Annotated in this window: 11 protein-coding genes; 5 read left to right on the top strand and 6 right to left on the bottom strand. The window is 38.6% G+C overall.

What is annotated here, in order from left to right; all coding sequences use genetic code 11:
* The first annotated feature begins 53 nt into the window (after positions 1–53).
* Entirely contained in the window at positions 54–1397 is a 1344-nt protein-coding gene (locus AB8M93_RS17060; RefSeq protein WP_373059934.1) for a sigma-54-dependent transcriptional regulator, read from the top strand.
* A complete protein-coding gene (locus AB8M93_RS17055) occupies positions 1387–2727 on the top strand; it encodes a sensor histidine kinase (protein ID WP_373059932.1) in 1341 nt (446 codons plus the stop codon). Before AB8M93_RS17060 ends, AB8M93_RS17055 begins: the two co-directional genes overlap by 11 nt.
* 159 nt (positions 2728–2886) lie before the next feature.
* On the opposite strand, the gene AB8M93_RS17050 is transcribed toward AB8M93_RS17055, so the two are convergent.
* Both AB8M93_RS17050 and AB8M93_RS17045 read right to left on the bottom strand, forming a co-directional pair.
* Positions 2887–3612: a LytR/AlgR family response regulator transcription factor gene (locus AB8M93_RS17050; RefSeq protein ID WP_373059930.1), complete on the bottom strand. Its 726-nt coding sequence runs from the start codon at positions 3610–3612 to the stop codon at positions 2887–2889.
* Positions 3612–4619: a sensor histidine kinase gene (locus AB8M93_RS17045; RefSeq protein ID WP_373059928.1), complete on the bottom strand. Its 1008-nt coding sequence runs from the start codon at positions 4617–4619 to the stop codon at positions 3612–3614. Before AB8M93_RS17045 ends, AB8M93_RS17050 begins: the two co-directional genes overlap by 1 nt.
* A 223-nt stretch (positions 4620–4842) precedes the next feature.
* Here AB8M93_RS17045 and AB8M93_RS17040 point away from each other — a divergent pair, with 223 nt between their 5' ends.
* Both AB8M93_RS17040 and AB8M93_RS17035 read left to right on the top strand, forming a co-directional pair.
* Positions 4843–5754: an ABC transporter ATP-binding protein gene (locus AB8M93_RS17040; protein ID WP_373059926.1), complete on the top strand. Its 912-nt coding sequence runs from the start codon at positions 4843–4845 to the stop codon at positions 5752–5754.
* Positions 5751–9329 (top strand): ABC transporter permease/M1 family aminopeptidase, encoded by a 3579-nt coding sequence (locus AB8M93_RS17035; protein WP_373059924.1) that lies wholly within the window; start codon positions 5751–5753, stop codon positions 9327–9329. The genes AB8M93_RS17040 and AB8M93_RS17035 overlap by 4 nt, the downstream gene beginning before the upstream one ends.
* Before the next feature lie 59 nt (positions 9330–9388).
* Here AB8M93_RS17035 and mnmE read toward each other — a convergent pair whose 3' ends face one another.
* Positions 9389–10801 carry a tRNA uridine-5-carboxymethylaminomethyl(34) synthesis GTPase MnmE gene (mnmE, locus tag AB8M93_RS17030; protein ID WP_373059922.1) on the bottom strand — a complete coding sequence of 471 codons (1413 nt, stop codon included), beginning with the start codon at positions 10799–10801 and terminating at the stop codon, positions 9389–9391.
* A gap of 184 nt (positions 10802–10985) precedes the next feature.
* Between mnmE and AB8M93_RS17025 the strand changes: the two genes are divergently transcribed.
* Positions 10986–11342 carry a DUF4870 domain-containing protein gene (locus AB8M93_RS17025; protein WP_373059920.1) on the top strand — a complete coding sequence of 119 codons (357 nt, stop codon included), beginning with the start codon at positions 10986–10988 and terminating at the stop codon, positions 11340–11342.
* 174 nt (positions 11343–11516) lie between these two features.
* Here the strand turns inward: AB8M93_RS17025 and dnaN are convergent, their stop codons facing one another.
* The 3 genes from dnaN to gldF form a co-directional block, all read right to left on the bottom strand.
* Positions 11517–12635, bottom strand: coding sequence for a DNA polymerase III subunit beta (gene dnaN / locus AB8M93_RS17020; RefSeq protein WP_373059918.1), 1119 nt, complete (start codon positions 12633–12635; stop codon positions 11517–11519).
* A gap of 193 nt (positions 12636–12828) precedes the next feature.
* Positions 12829–14505, bottom strand: a complete 1677-nt coding sequence (gene gldG / locus AB8M93_RS17015) for a gliding motility-associated ABC transporter substrate-binding protein GldG (protein WP_373059916.1) — start codon at positions 14503–14505, stop codon at positions 12829–12831.
* Between the two features lies 1 nt (position 14506).
* Complete coding sequence (gene gldF / locus AB8M93_RS17010) at positions 14507–15244, bottom strand: gliding motility-associated ABC transporter permease subunit GldF (protein WP_373059914.1); 738 nt, start codon at positions 15242–15244, stop codon at positions 14507–14509.
* Between the last annotated feature and the right edge of the window lie 238 nt (positions 15245–15482).

Raw genomic sequence — 15482 nt, 5'->3', positions numbered from 1 at the left:
TTTTTCCGGCATCTAAAATTTAACGTGGCTTGAATAAATTGTAATATTGTGTTATGCAGCTAAACAAAGCTAAAATTCTGGTTATAGATGATGATCCCGATGTGCTCATCGCCATGAGGCTTCTACTGAAGCCACACGTAGCTGAAATTGCTGTAGAGAAAAAACCGGGAAATCTTCCTTCTTTACTTTCTGAAAGGAAATTTGACGTGGTGATCCTCGATATGAATTTTAACGGACTTGTAAACACGGGCAACGAAGGCATATTCTGGCTGAACCGCATAAAGGAACTTGCCCCGGAAACAGACGTGATTCTAATAACCGCCTATGGGGATATAGACCTTGCCATTCGTTCATTAAAAGAAGGCGCGGCAGATTTTATTGTTAAGCCCTGGCAGAATGAAAAGGTCATAGAATCTGTTACCGAAATGCTTCAGAGAAGGAGGAAAGCTGGTAGCAAATTGAAGGCAAAAGTGGGGGAGACAAAAATTATTGGTGAAAGTGAGGAAATACAGAAAGTCTTTGCCAAAATCAGGAAGGTGGCTCCAACAGATGCAAATGTTTTAATCCTGGGCGAAAACGGTACAGGCAAAGATCTTGTGGCGCAAGCCATTCATGAAAGTTCTAACCGGAAAAACAAGGCTTTTGTAAAAGTTGATGTTGGTGCGCTTACTTCAACTTTATTTGAAAGCGAGTTATTTGGATACAAAAAAGGCGCTTTTACCGATGCCCGCGAAGACCGCAAAGGAAGGTTTGAAGCGGCACAGGGAGGAACCCTTTTCCTGGACGAGATTGGAAACATAAGTTTGCGGCAACAGGCCAGGTTACTAACCGTGCTTCAAAACAGGACTATCACGCCTTTAGGCTCTAATGAAGTAATCCCGGTGGACATAAGGCTTATTTGCGCGACCAATCTTAAGATTTCTGAACTTTCAGACGAATCTAAATTTCGTAAAGATCTTATTTACCGGATAAATACGGTAGATATGGTAATTCCTCCTCTAAGAGCGAGAGGCACCGATGTTACTTTGCTTAGCCGCTATTTTCTTGATTTTTATGCTGAAAAATATTCCAAAGGTCCTTTTAAGACCGAAAAAAGTTTTCTTGAAAAGCTGAAAAATCATTCTTTTCCCGGCAATGTAAGGGAACTTCAATTTGTGATAGAACGGGCAGTTATTATGGCTGAATATGATATTTTAAAAGCTGAAGATCTTTCCTTTTCGGCTATTGAAAATGCTCCCGAAAAACAGGAACTGGAAGATATGCGGCTGGAGACAGTAGAAAAGAACACCATCCTGAAGGTGATCGATAAAAATAAAGGCAATATCTCTAAATCTGCCAGGGAACTTGGGATTACCCGGGCGGCCCTTTACAGAAGGCTTGATAAATATGACCTTTAAAAGCTATCATACTTCTATTCTATTAAGAGTATTGGCTATTAGCATTACAGCCATAGCGTTTTCCTGGTTGTTCATACATGCTTCCTATTCTTTAGCAGTTTTGCCCGCTGTAACAGGCATCTTCTTGGTGTATGAATTTTTCCGTTACCTAAGCAAGCGTTTTGAAGTGATAGACGACTTTTTTGAAGCCGTGAAATACAGGGATTTTTCAAGGAATTACCTGGCAGAAAATAAGACTAAAGATATTAGCAGGCTTTACAAAGGCTTTAATATGGTGAACCTTACGGTACGGGAAATTAATTCTGAAAAAGAAGTACAATACCTCTACCTTCAGAAAATCCTGGAGATGATTGCTATCGGGATTTTTGCCTATAATATTAAAACCGGGAAATCGCTTTGGATTAACGAATCTTTTCAGCAGATGCTGGAAGTGCCTGGTTTTAAAAATATTAGTTTTTTAAAGTCCAGAAACCCCAGTCTTTATAATTTAATTTTTGACCATTACTATGCTGAGCCTACGGCCATAGAGCTCAAAATTCATAAGGAAAATTTAAAAGTACTTATTTCGCACAGCATCTTCCGCATTGAAGAAAATGAATGCAAACTGGTGGTAATTCATAATATTGAAGACACGGTGAACAAAACCGAGTCTGAAGCCTGGAAAAAGCTGCTAAGCGTGATGACGCACGAAATAATGAATTCCATCGCGCCCATATCTTCCCTCGCCAACACCTTGAAAATGCAGGTCCGGCAACACCTAAACGATTCTTCAAATCTTATAGAATTTGAAGATCTGGACGCCGGATTAAGCAGTATTGGCAAACGTAGCGAAGGTTTAATGAAATTTGCCAAAACTTATAGAAGCCTCAACAAAATCACCAGTCTTAGTAAGGAAAAAATTGAAATTCAGGTCCTTTTTAAGGATATTGAGCAGTTAATGAAACCCTCGGTAGATAAAGCTGCTGTAAAGCTTCACTTTGAAATTGAAGATAAAAGAATGGAAGTGGAGGCCGATTCTTACCTGTTGGAACAGGTATTAATCAACCTTATTTTAAACGCTATTGAGGCCTGTGAAGAAGTACCGGGTGCAGAAGTTAAGGTGCATGCAAGGCGTAAAACTGATGGAAAAATTTCAATTGCCATAATTGATAACGGTCCCGGGATTTCACAGGAGATCAAAGACCAGATCTTTATACCATTTTTCACCACCAAGAAAAAAGGCAGTGGGATTGGGCTTAGCCTTAGTAAACAGATCATGACGCTCCACGGGGGTAAAATTCAGATTAACAGCTTAGTGGGAGAAGGTACTGCTGTTGTTTTAAGTTTTTGAGGTGCCTGGTATTATTAAAGCTTCCAAGCTCCAAAAAGATCCTGAATAAATTACTAACCATTAAAGCTGATAAGAAAGGTGAAGTTCTTAAACTCTTTAAATAATTAACTTTAAAACGCTTACAATCTTAAGTTTGACTTTTATTACTATTTTTCAGATTCAAATTCCTTTAAGCTTTTTGAAGAAATTTTCTTTATGGGATGAACTTATTGGAATAATCTTTTCGCCTATCCAGATCCTTTTTTTCTCAATATGATTTATCTTATTTACTGCAACTAAATAAGACCGATGAACCCTGGCGAATTTAGAAGCGGGCAGTAATTCTTCCATTTTGGCAAAACTCATTAAAGTCATGATCTTTTCCTTTGTGGTATGAACCCTGAGGTAATCTTTCATGCCTTCTACAAATAGAATTTCCTGAACAGAAAGTTTTTGAATACGATTCCCGGTTTTTAAAAAAATATGGTCAACTTCATCTAAAGCAGCGGAATCGCGAATGATTTCCGCTGAAGTTTCGCTTTTCTTTTCCTCGTTGTAAAGCCTGGTCACTCCTTTGTAAAATCTTTCAAATGAAAATGGTTTTAATAAATAATCCTGAACATGAAGATCGTAAGCTTTAAGCGCATATTGGTCATAGGCCGTGGTAAGGATTACTTTAGGTTGGTAATTTAGAAGCGGAATGAATTGAAGCCCATTTAAATCGGGCATATTGATATCAAGAAAGAGCAGATCCGGTTTTTCGGCATCTAATTTTTGCGAAGCTTCCAACGGATTATTGAAAACTCCTTTTAATTCCAAAAATGAAACTTTTGAAATATACTCTTCCAGTATTTCCTGTGCCAGTGGCTCATCATCAATGATATAACAAGTTAGTTTTTGCTTCATTAGACCTTTTCAATATTGAAAATTTCCAGTTTCACCCTGTGTAAATTTTCAGAATCATTAATTTCCAGCTTATGATTTTCAGGGTATACTAACGCCAGCCTTTTCTGAACATTTGGTAAGCCTATACCTTCCGATTGCTCTAATGATTGATCCTTTTTTTCATCAATTGGATTTTCAATTCTGAAAGTAAGCCTATCTTCTGCAACTTTTATAGAAATTTTGATGTCACCATTTTTAAGCCTTCCGGGACTATGCTTATAAGCATTTTCCAAAAAATGAATAAATAGTAAAGGAGCAATTGTGCAGGAATTTATATCACCACTAATTTGAATGTTCGCCACTTCCGGTGTTTGGTAGCGAAGCTGCTGTAAACCTATATAATCTTTAAGGTATTCAATCTCTTTTGAAAGGGGTACAAACGTAGCATTTGATTCATAAATCATATACCTAAGCAACGAAGACAGGCGCATCAATGCTTCCGGTGCTGCTGGTTTTTGTTTGTAGACAAGAGTGTGAATATTATTAAGGGTATTAAAAAGAAAATGCGGGTTAATTTGAGATTTTAAATAGGAAAGTTCGGTTTCCACCGCCTGCTTTTCCAACTGTTCTTTCAGGATAGTATTCATTATTAGGTTTTGGGTAAGCCTGGCGACCCAGCTCAGGATAAGAAATATGGGTACAAGCGTGACCAGGCTCATTTTATAAAAGTCTTTTATCAACTCCCAGTCATCTCGATGAAGCTGAAATAGTACTAAAGGCAGGGGGCCTGTGGAAATGAGGAATAATAAACCTAATAAATAAGATAAAGGTCTGGCCTTAAATTGATAATGGTTCAAATGATAAAAGCGCCCGTAAAAAACATATAAGGAACTCCCAAGAACACCGGCAGTAAGGGTGGCCCAGTTTGGATTATGATCACCTGCAGTTAGTTGAGCGATCAATAATAAAGCCAGCAACAGCCAAAGGCCAATATGAATCAATATGAAATTGCGCCTAACTTTTTCCATAACGCAAAGTTATTTTTTCCTTCCAATTATCGATTATCTAATCGACGAAACCCTATATCCAGTCTACGAACACTTTTATTTAAGCCTCGATACATTGATAGACTGGTAGGTGGGATTTGTCGATTTCTTTATTCCTCTTATATATTACATTTCGACTCCTGATATTCTTAAACTTTTTTTGCTTCAAATAGAACTGGTTTTTTGTTCGGTAAAAATGTTAAGAATGAATCAGGATAAAATACTTTCCATAAGGAATATCTCCAAAACCTATGCTCACGGAGTACAGGCATTACATAATATCTCTTTGGAATTACCAATGGGAATGTATGGCCTGCTTGGTCCCAACGGTGCGGGAAAATCTACCTTAATGAGGACGCTTGCAACACTGCAGGATCCTGATGAAGGAGAAATTTCGTTCATGGGTATTGATGTCATTAATCAGAAAGAAGAATTGCGAAAAACGCTGGGATATCTTCCTCAGGAATTCGGACTTTACGCTAAAGCGAAGGCAGAAGACTTACTCGATTACTTTGCCGTTCTAAAAGGGATTACCAATAAAGCTAAAAGAAAGGAATTAACCGAATCTTTACTGAAGCAAACCAATCTATGGGAAAAAAGAAAGCATAAGGTTGGAGGTTTTTCAGGTGGGATGAAACAACGCTTTGGTGTGGCCATCGCCTTACTTGGAAATCCGAAACTTTTGATTGTGGATGAACCTACCGCAGGACTGGATCCAGCGGAAAGGGTTCGCTTTTTAAATCTTTTAAGTGAATTGGGTGAAAACAGCGTGGTGATACTTTCCACGCATATCGTGGAAGATGTCTCAGAGCTATGTACAAAAATGGCTATTATCAATGAGGGCGAAATTCTATCGGAGGGAGAACCAATCGAATTGGTAAACAACCTTCACGGAAGAATTTGGAGAAGCATTATACAAAAAAATGCCTTTGATACGATCACTAATCAGCACTCTGTGATTTCTACCAGGCTGCTCTCAGGAAAAACAGTAGTACATATCTATAGCGAAGCAAACCCCGGTTCAAATTTTGAAATGGTTACTCCAGATCTCGAGGATGTTTACTTTTCTGCTATAAACGGACATATTGGGAAAGCTTCTTTAAATCCTGCGTTATGATATTTCTTAAAATTTTTACCACTGAACTATCTTACCATTTTCGGCAAATAATAACCTGGATATATCTGGTAGCCCTTCTCGCTTTTATCTTCATTATGAAAAGCGTTATCACCACCGGGGATGGAGTTTATATAAACAATAGCTTTCATATTACCGCAGTAAGCGTGATTGGCGGGATGATATGGCTGGTGATAAGTGCAAACATCGCGGGAGGATCAGCGGCAAGGGATGCCGAAACCAGGATGCATCTGCTCACTTTTACCACACCCGTAGAAAAACGTTTTTATCTTGGAGGTAAATTCTTCGCAGCATTATTTATGAACGCGTTACTGATCTTAACGCTACCTATAGGAATTTTACTCTCTTTTTATCTTCTAAAGTCTGCCGACAGTGAATTATTGCCCTTCTCTGTGCTACCTTATCTAAATGTTTATTTCCTAATTTTACTCCCACTGGTAATTATTGCCACCGCTTTTCAATTTGCATTGTCGTTAATTACTCAGCGCTCATTAATGAGTTATTTCGCCAGTTTCTTACTGGCTTTTTTGGGACAAATACTTGCTATAGCTACGGCAAGACTTTTTAACAACTGGGATCTTGTAAAACTTTTAGACCCGGTTGGAATTAGCGGAATCGTGGGCAACGAGTTACAAACCTGGACTTTACTTGAAAAAAATACCAGACTCATCCGTCTGGAAGGAATGTTTCTTTGGAATCGTATGCTATGGATTTGCCTGGCCGGAGGAATATTTATGCTGAGTTATTACAGATTTCAATTTGCTACTATTAAAAGACCTACCTGGTTTGAATTTAGAAAAAAAATCAGCGTATCATCGGTAATACATTCAGGGATAATTTCCACTTCGGCAATAAAAGTTCCCACAGCCACTCCTGATTTCAGCCTTACTTCAAAATTTCTCCAGACACTAAAGATTGCCAAAGCTTCATTTAATAGAATCGCTCGAAATCTGTTTGGGTTTTCTTTAGTGGCTCTAGCCGCAATAGTTCCGGCTTTTTTCGGCAAAAATATTTTGAGTAATTTTGGCATTCCAGTTTTGCCCACTACTCCGCAAGTGGTGGATTTTCTTAGCCCGCCTCTTGGAAGTATAGATTCTCCCTATGTAATTATTCCGTTACTTATCCTGTTTTTCACAGGTGATCTTATCTGGAGAGACCGTGATGCTAATTCTAACGATCTTATTGATGCCACTCCAATTTCAAATTGGATACTATTTCTTGGGAAATTTTTGGGTATAATATGGGTTATTTTTGCCTGGATGTTAATTCTGATGCTGGGAGGAAGTTTTATGCAGATCGCGCTGGATTACTACCATTTTCAAATTGGCCTGTATTTAAAAGTGCTCTTCGGAATTCAGCTTGTAAATTATGTTCTTTTCGCCTTGCTTTCAATGTTTATTCACATTTTGGCCAATAACAAATCTTTGGGTTACTTGTGTGTACTTCTTGCTTTTATCCTTATTAGCTTTCATGATGCATTAGGTGTACATCATCATTTACTGGTTTTTGCATCAGATCCCGGATGGGAATATTCAGATATGCGAGGCTTCGGCAATACCATTTTTCCCTGGCTTTGTTTTAAAATTTACTGGGCCGCCTGGGCTGTACTTTTAGCAGTAGTCGCTATTTTATTCTGGCCAAGGGGCAGGCTTAATTTTAAGGATCGTATTCAGCTTGCGAAGCGCCAATTTTCAAAAGCTATCTTGAAAATATCAATTATCGGAATGTGTTTATTGCTATTATCTGCTGGATTTATTTTTTATAATACGAATATGCTGAATAAATATGTCACCCAGGAAGATATTCTGAATCACAAAGCGGAATATGAGCTGAAATATGGAAAATACAGAAACACTCTTCAGCCTCAACTTTCCGGAACCGATTTACAAATCGAATTATATCCGGAAAAACGAAAAGCTGATATAAAAGCCACCTATACGCTCACAAATAAGGATAGTGTGGAGATTGATTCCATTCATTTCGGAAGTTTTTCAGAATTTGAACTTCAGAATGTTGAATTCGAAAAGTCTGCAAAAGCGGTCATTGAAGATCGGGAATTGAATTATTACGTTTTTCAGCTAAAACATGCGTTGCGCCCCGGGGATTCTATAAAATTTAGTTTTGAAGTGCATTATAAATCAGTTGGTTTTCAAAATAGCAATAATCGTTCTCTGGTGGAAAAAAATGCAACTCATTTTACCAACCTGGATCTTTTGCCACTAACTGGATATCAACCCAATTATGAAATTAAGGATTTCCAAAGCCGAAAGGAACACCAACTTCCTTATCGACCAGAGCTGCCGTCGCTTTATGATGAAAGGGCAAGAAGAAAACCTATACTTGCAGATCAGAATAATTTTAAAGTTACTCTTGGAACTTCAAAAAATGAAGTTGCAGTAGCTCCGGGGAATCTGAAAAAGACCTGGGAAAAAGGCGGGCGAAACTATTTTCAATTTGAGACAGATGCGCCCTTGCGGGGGGAATATTCCATTTTTTCAGGTGATTATGAAGTGATTAAAACTAAATGGAAAGAGGTGGATATCCGGCTTTATTACGATCCAAGACACACTTTAAATATTGATCGAATGATAAAAAGCACAAAATCTGCACTGGAATTTTATACAAAGGAATTCGGACCTTATCCTTATGGGCATTTTACCATTGTAGAGAGTCCCGATAATGGTAACGGAATGCATTCTGAAGCCAGTATGGTAGACTTTGGCGGCCAGTTTGCCCTTTTAAATCCAGATGTAACTCCAGAAGGTTTTAATCTTCCCTACTATATCATGGCTCACGAAGTAGGGCATCAATGGTGGGGCGGGGCCGGAGTAACTCCCGCTTATGTTGAGGGTGCGGGTGTGCTGGTGGAAGGACTTTCCGTTTTCTCAGGAATGCAGGTTTTAGAAAAGGACTACGGAAAGGGCCATTTAGAGAAATACATTGATTATTTACATGCCGATTATGCTCTTCCACATTCTTTGGCTTCTCCAAGCCTGCTGCAGGCAGATGAACCTTTTTTATACTATAGAAAAGCCGGCATTGCTATGCACACATTACAGGAATATGTGGGGCAGGATAAAGTGAATTCGGCACTTTCCCAGATCCTGCAAAAGCATAGAAACGGAGATTTGCCGCTTGTGACCACACTCGATTTATATAAAGAATTGGAAACCGTTACCCCCGATTCATTAAACTATTTACTGAATGATTTTTTTCTCACCAATACTTACTGGCGTTTAAAAACGGAGAAAGTAGAGATTGAAGAATTAGATACGGATAAATGGAAGGTGATCTTAAAAATTGATGCTGAAAAATTCACTGTGGATGAGGAAGGTTCAGAGAAAAATATTCCAATGCAGGATTGGATTGAGATTGGACTTTATCAGGAAAAGAATGAAACCCCCAGCGAGATATATTTAAAGAATCATTTCATAACATCCGGAAAACAAAACATAGAAATAATTGTAGATAAAAAACCCTCTTTTGGTGGAATAGATCCAAGAAGTTTGTTGATCGATATCAGGGTAGATGATAATTTATACTTTTTAGAAGATTGAATTTTTTTAGGGAGGAAATTCTTTGATGTATAAGTAAGTAACTATGGGCAATATCTTATTTATTTACCAATACAAAAATTAGCAAAAATATTTCCAAGAAGATCGTCATTGGTGATCTCTCCGGTGATCTCTCCAAAATGATGTAAAGCCTGGCGAATATCTATCGCCATTAAATCCCCGGAAAGTCCAATATTCAAGCCTTCCTGTACTTTATTGATTTCTTCCAGGGCTCCAAGCAAAGCGTTATAATGCCGGCTGTTGGTCACAATGGTATTATTATTCCGCAATTCTCCGGTGTTTACAAATTCAAGTAGTTTGCCTTTTAATTCTTCAACTCCCTCTCCGGATTTTGCTGAAAGCATCTGAAGGTAAGAACCCTCAATTTCGCTTAGGCTGACTTTTATTTTTTTCTGTTCTTCCGCGGAAAGTTGATCTTTTTTATTGGCAATGATTATTAGTGGTTTTTGCGGAAATCTGTTTTTTATTTTAGCCACTTCGGTTTTAAACTGATTTAGCCTTTTGTTATCAGCTATTAACTGGTAACTGTCCACCAAATAAACCACCACCTGCGCCTGACTTATTTTTTCGAAAGTTTTTTTAATTCCGATGCTTTCCACAACATCTTTGGTCTCGCGGATTCCTGCAGTATCAATAAAACGGAAACCCACCCCACCAATAGATAGTTCATCCTCAATAGTATCCCTGGTGGTTCCTGCAATTTCTGACACGATGGCCCGCTCTTCATTGAGCAGCGAATTTAGTAATGTAGATTTTCCAACATTGGGTTCTCCCACGATAGCCACAGGAATTCCGTTTTTTAATACATTCCCGGTAGCAAAGGAATCTATAAGCCTTTTAAGGACGTTTTGTATTCGCTGGATGAGCGTTTTAAACTCATCACGATTGGCAAATTCCACGTCTTCTTCAGCGAAATCGAGTTCTAACTCTATTAACGAGGCAAAATCCAGTAATTCCTGTCTAAGGCGCTGAATTTCATTTGAAAAACCTCCCCGCATTTGTTGCATTGCCATTTGGTGGGAGGCTTGATTTTCCGAAGAAATTAAATCGGCTACCGCTTCTGCCTGGCTTAAATCCATTTTTCCGTTAAGAAAAGCGCGAAGGGTAAACTCACCCGCTTCTGCAGAGCGGCAACCTTTCCTAATCATCAACTGGATAATTTCCTGCTGAATATAAGGACTGCCGTGGCACGAAATTTCAATGGTTTCCTCCCCTGTGTAAGACTTAGGTGCTCTAAAAACCGAAACTAATACTTCGTCTATGATCCTATTTTCATCTACTATGTTTCCTAAATGAAGGCTGTGTGTAGGCTGTGTATCAAGTGGTTTTCCGCTTTTTGCTTTAAATAAAGGGGTAATTATCGAAATAGCTCTGGGTCCGGAAACTCTTATTATGGCTATGGCTCCAGCTCCCGAAGGTGTGGCAAGTGCTACTATCGTGTCATTCAATTTCATACCGCAAAGATAAGAATTGGGATCAATCTTATAAGCTTTCCTTAATTTGTATGCTGTTAAGGTGTTTAAAGCAAAATGTTCAAAAGAATATTATGTAACAAACTGGAAAAGAACGCGTCTTATTTTTAAAGATCCTTTTATCGGGAATTTTTCATAATTTATTCATCAATAAAATCAATCAAGAATGGAAACCTATTCAGCAATGAGAGAAGACAGGCAAATATTGATTATCACGCATATCAGTCAGCTACTGGACTTAATTACGGGCTTTGGGGGTTTTATAGTGCCCTTAATTTTATGGGCAACTCAAAAAGAAAAAGTAATTGGAATGGATGAACACGGTAAAATGGTGATGAACTTTCAAATTAGCCTTTTTATTTACAGCATTATCTGCATCCCGCTAATATTTCTCTTTGGAATTGGATTTTTACTCCTGGGACTTATATGGGTTTTTGGAATTGTAATGCCCATTATAAATGCAATTAATGTTAGCAACGGAGTAGCTTGCAGTTATCCTTTTACTATTGAAATTATAAAGTAGTAACATTAGTATAAAGCTTGTTAGCCTTTCCATTATTGAGAAGGAGAAAAACTTCTCTACTTTAATTTTTGAGACTCGATAGAAACGCACAGCAGTTTATTAAAAAACCCATTTAGAAAAATCCTGAATGGGTTTTTTATATCTTTTAAAATTGGATAAAAGCTGTGTTGTTTATTAATTATTCAGCATTACCGGCATTACCAGCATGGTGATTCTCTCTCCTGGATCTAAACCGTCAACCGGGGTTAGAATTCCTGCACGGTTTGGCAGGCTCATCTCCAGTTGTACTTCATCTGAATTTAAATTGTTCAGCATTTCGGTAAGGAACCTGGAATTAAAGCCAATTTGCATATCATCGCCCTGGTAGGCACAGGTTAAACGCTCTTCGGCCTTATTGCTGTAATCTACATCTTCCGCAGAAATATTTAACTCGGCGCCCGCAATTTTTAATCTTACCTGGTGCGTGGTTTTGTTAGAGAAAATAGAAACTCTTCTTACAGAACTTAAAAACTGGTTTCTTTCTATAGTTAATTTATTCGGATTTTCTTTCGGGATAACCGCCTCATAATTTGGGTATTTTCCATCGATCAACCGGCAAATTAACTGCGTTTCATCAAAGATGAATTTCGCGTTGGAATCGTTATATTCAATCAAAACCTCACTTTCACTTCCGGCCAGAATTCCTTTCAGCAGATTCAAAGGTTTTTTCGGCATAATAAACTCGGCAGATTGTGATGCGGTAACATCTTCTCTGGAATATTTCACAAGTTTATGCGCATCGGTTGCCACAAAGGTTAAGCCTTCATCTGAAAACTGAAAAAATACGCCGCTCATTACCGGGCGTAAATCATCATTACCCGAAGCGAATATGGTTTTGCTTATGGCAGTAGCCAGAATATCTCCTTCAATTATGGTACTGCTGGGCTCTTCAAGTTCTACGGGATTCGGAAATTCTTCCCCATCAGCATACGCCAGGGCATATTTCCCGTGGTTGGAACTCAGCTCTATGGTATTGTTATCTTCAGCAACAAAAGTTAGCGGCTGCTCAGGAAAAGTCTTTAAAGTGTCAAGGAGCAGTTTTGCGGGAACAGCAATTTTTCCTTCAGAATCTGATTCTACTTTAAGTTTTGCAGACATGGTAGTCTCCAAATCTGAAGCAGAAACAGTAAGTTCATCTTCTTTAAGGTCAAAAAGGAAATTATCTAAAATGGGCAGGGTGTTGGTGTTGTTAATTACACCACCCAGTATTTGAAGCTGCTTCAGCAAATAACTGCTGGATACAATAAATTTCATCGGCTTGTTGATTAATTTGAATCTAGTACAAATATATTTGAATACTTCAAAAAAGGAAGCCTGCAGCGGTAGTTTTTATTAACAGAAAATTGTCTCAGTTTAATTTTAAACAGCTGTAAAACAAGGTAATGCTGTCTTTTAATTGAAGGATATTGTTAATATGTACCCATACTTATCACTATACTTTAATTAATTAAGCTTTTTTCACATATTTCCTTCTTCGGAAAAAATTAAAAATAAAAGCAAAAATTCCCAAAAGTATAATTGGAACTACCAGATTTATAATTTGCCATTTTTCTCTCTCAGCCGCGGTTTTTCCGGGATCAAGAAAAGGAATGCTTATTTCTTTTGAGCGTATTTCAATTAATCCGGTATCGTCCAGCATATAATTTACGGCATTCAGCAAAAACTCCTTATTTCCATAAGTATTTCCGGTATACCTTTCAAAGCCCAGTTCCAAAGGCGCGCCGCGTTGCACGTCATTTTTTATGACATCCCCGTCTGAGATCACCAGCATTTTGGTGGGCTCACTTTGCGTTTTAGGATGAGGGATTTCAAATGGTTTTAACCTGTTTTTATATGCTGAAGTAAATTGGCCTTCCAGTAAAACCGCCAGCGGCTGCTCCCCGTCCTTGTAACTGGAAATATCCGGCTTCTGGCCTACCATTTTTAAACTGATTTGAAGTGGCGTTCCTTCTATTTTTGTCCTGGGAGAACTGCTTAACAGGATGATTTTTTCAAGGGTATTGGAAAGGGTGTCAATCTGGTTGGCATACTCAAATTTTACCGCTTCAATATTGTTGATAATAGGATGATTGTTGGGCGAGGCGCTTAGCGGACTATAAAACCAGGGATAGGGATTAAATCTTGTATTATTGCCGTTCCCGGACGCCAGAATTATGGGTGCCGAATAAATATCATTAATAAGCACGGGATTGATCCTAATGCCATAAGCAAAGAAAAAATCTCCCAGGTTAAGATCCCGGGGCAGGGCAAAAGCAGTGCCGGAAGCATTTAGTAAACTGTCGGTTTCCATAGCCACACTTTCTACCAGCCACATTGATTTTCCACCATTCATGGTGTACTGGTCCAGCACGTATTTTTCATTTTCGGTATAGGGTTTAGTAGGTTTCGCTTCCAGGACAAGGTCAAATTCCCTGAGGTTTTCCAAAGTTTTTTGCGGATGTCTTGCTGCGGAATCCAGGGTAAAAGGAGCGATGAAGTAATAACTTTGAAGCGTTTGCAGGAAATCGGCAATATTGGCATCGGGCAATTCTCCATTGCCACGCATAACCGCGATTTTCTTTTTCTTCGGATAAATAAGCTGGTTAAAAGCATTTGAAAATGCGTATTCCAGTTGCTGTACGCTGCTGTTTACACGTTCCTCATCGGTTGCCCCAAGCTGATTTTTAAGCAAAGGAATTTTAACGGTTGCTTCGCCATAATTCGCTATTGCCCATGGGAAAATAATTTCTTCACTGGTTTTCCCGCTTTCCTGAACACTTACCCGGGCAGGCGTCATCCCCAGTTGCAAGAATTCCTGCGCAATAGCATTTGCGTCGTCACCTTCAGCAAGAGGATCAATAAAATTGAATTTGATGTTGGAATTATATGCCGCGAACTCTTCCAGGAGCTGCCGGGTTTCATTCCGCAGCCTTCGGAACTCTGCCGGGAAATCACCTTTCAAAAAAACATCAATAATTACAGGTTGCTTCACATCTTCAACAATCTGTTTCGAGGCTCTGGAAAGGGTATAACGATGGTCCTGGGTAAGATCAAACCTTTCAAAAAAGTTTGCTGCGAACACATTCAGCAGGATCAAACCAGTAATGAGAATTGCCAGGGAGGTATATGTGCCGGTTTTTTTCAAATTATGACTTTTGCTGAATGTTGAAAAGTTTGAACTGTGTTAGTTTCAGGAACAGAAAAGCAAAACTCAGGAAATAAATAACATCCCTGGTATCTACTACGCCGCGGCTTATACTTTTATAATGATAACTAATGCCCAGATATTCCATTCCATAGGTAGCACCACCCAAAAAATTATAGCCGGCAAGGCCTTCAAAAGCGAAAAAACAAAAGAAACAGAGAAAAACAGCCACGATAAAAGCTACAATCTGATTATTGGAAAGGCTTGAAGCAAAAATTCCAATCGCGGTATAGCATGCGCCAAGAAGCAACAGGCCAAGATAAGAACCTATAGTAGCACCCACATCAAAATTACCGGCAGGATTTCCCAATTCGCTAATGGTAAAAACGTATAAAAGAGAAGGGATAATGGCTAAAATTACCAGCAGCAAAGCGCCAAAATATTTGCCCCATACCAACTGCCACAAACTTAAAGGTTTGGTAAGCAGCAGTTCCATAGTGCCCTGTCTTTTCTCTTCGGAAAAGCTTTTCATGGTAATTGCCGGAATAAGAAAAATAAAGATCCAGGGAGCCAGGTTAAAAAAGGGTTTTACATCTGCAAAGCCATTGTCAAGAATATTGTATTCTCCGGGAAAAACAAATAAGAAAAGCGCACATGTCACCAAAAAGATCCCAATTACCAGATAACCTATTGGGGAAGAAAAAAAGGATTGTATTTCTTTGTTTAATATCGTGAGCATTTAACTTCTGTTGTCTGTTGTCTGTTGTCTGTTGTCTGTTGTCTGTTGTCTGTTGTCTGTTGTCTGTTCTCTGTTCTCTGTTGCCTGTTGTTGAAAAGTTTTTAAAATCAGGGACTTATATAGTTGCTTTATTGTTGATTATAAAAGAAATTAAACTTCTCACTTCTCACTTCTCACTTCTCACTTCTCACTTCTCACTTCTCACTTCTCACTTCTCACTTCTCACTTCTCACTTCTC

The sequence above is a fragment of the Autumnicola aciditolerans genome (assembly GCF_041679265.1).
Classification (GTDB): domain Bacteria; phylum Bacteroidota; class Bacteroidia; order Flavobacteriales; family Flavobacteriaceae; genus Autumnicola.
The sequence above is the reverse complement of the archived record's forward strand: the minus strand, read 5'-3'. Positions and strand labels throughout refer to the sequence as shown.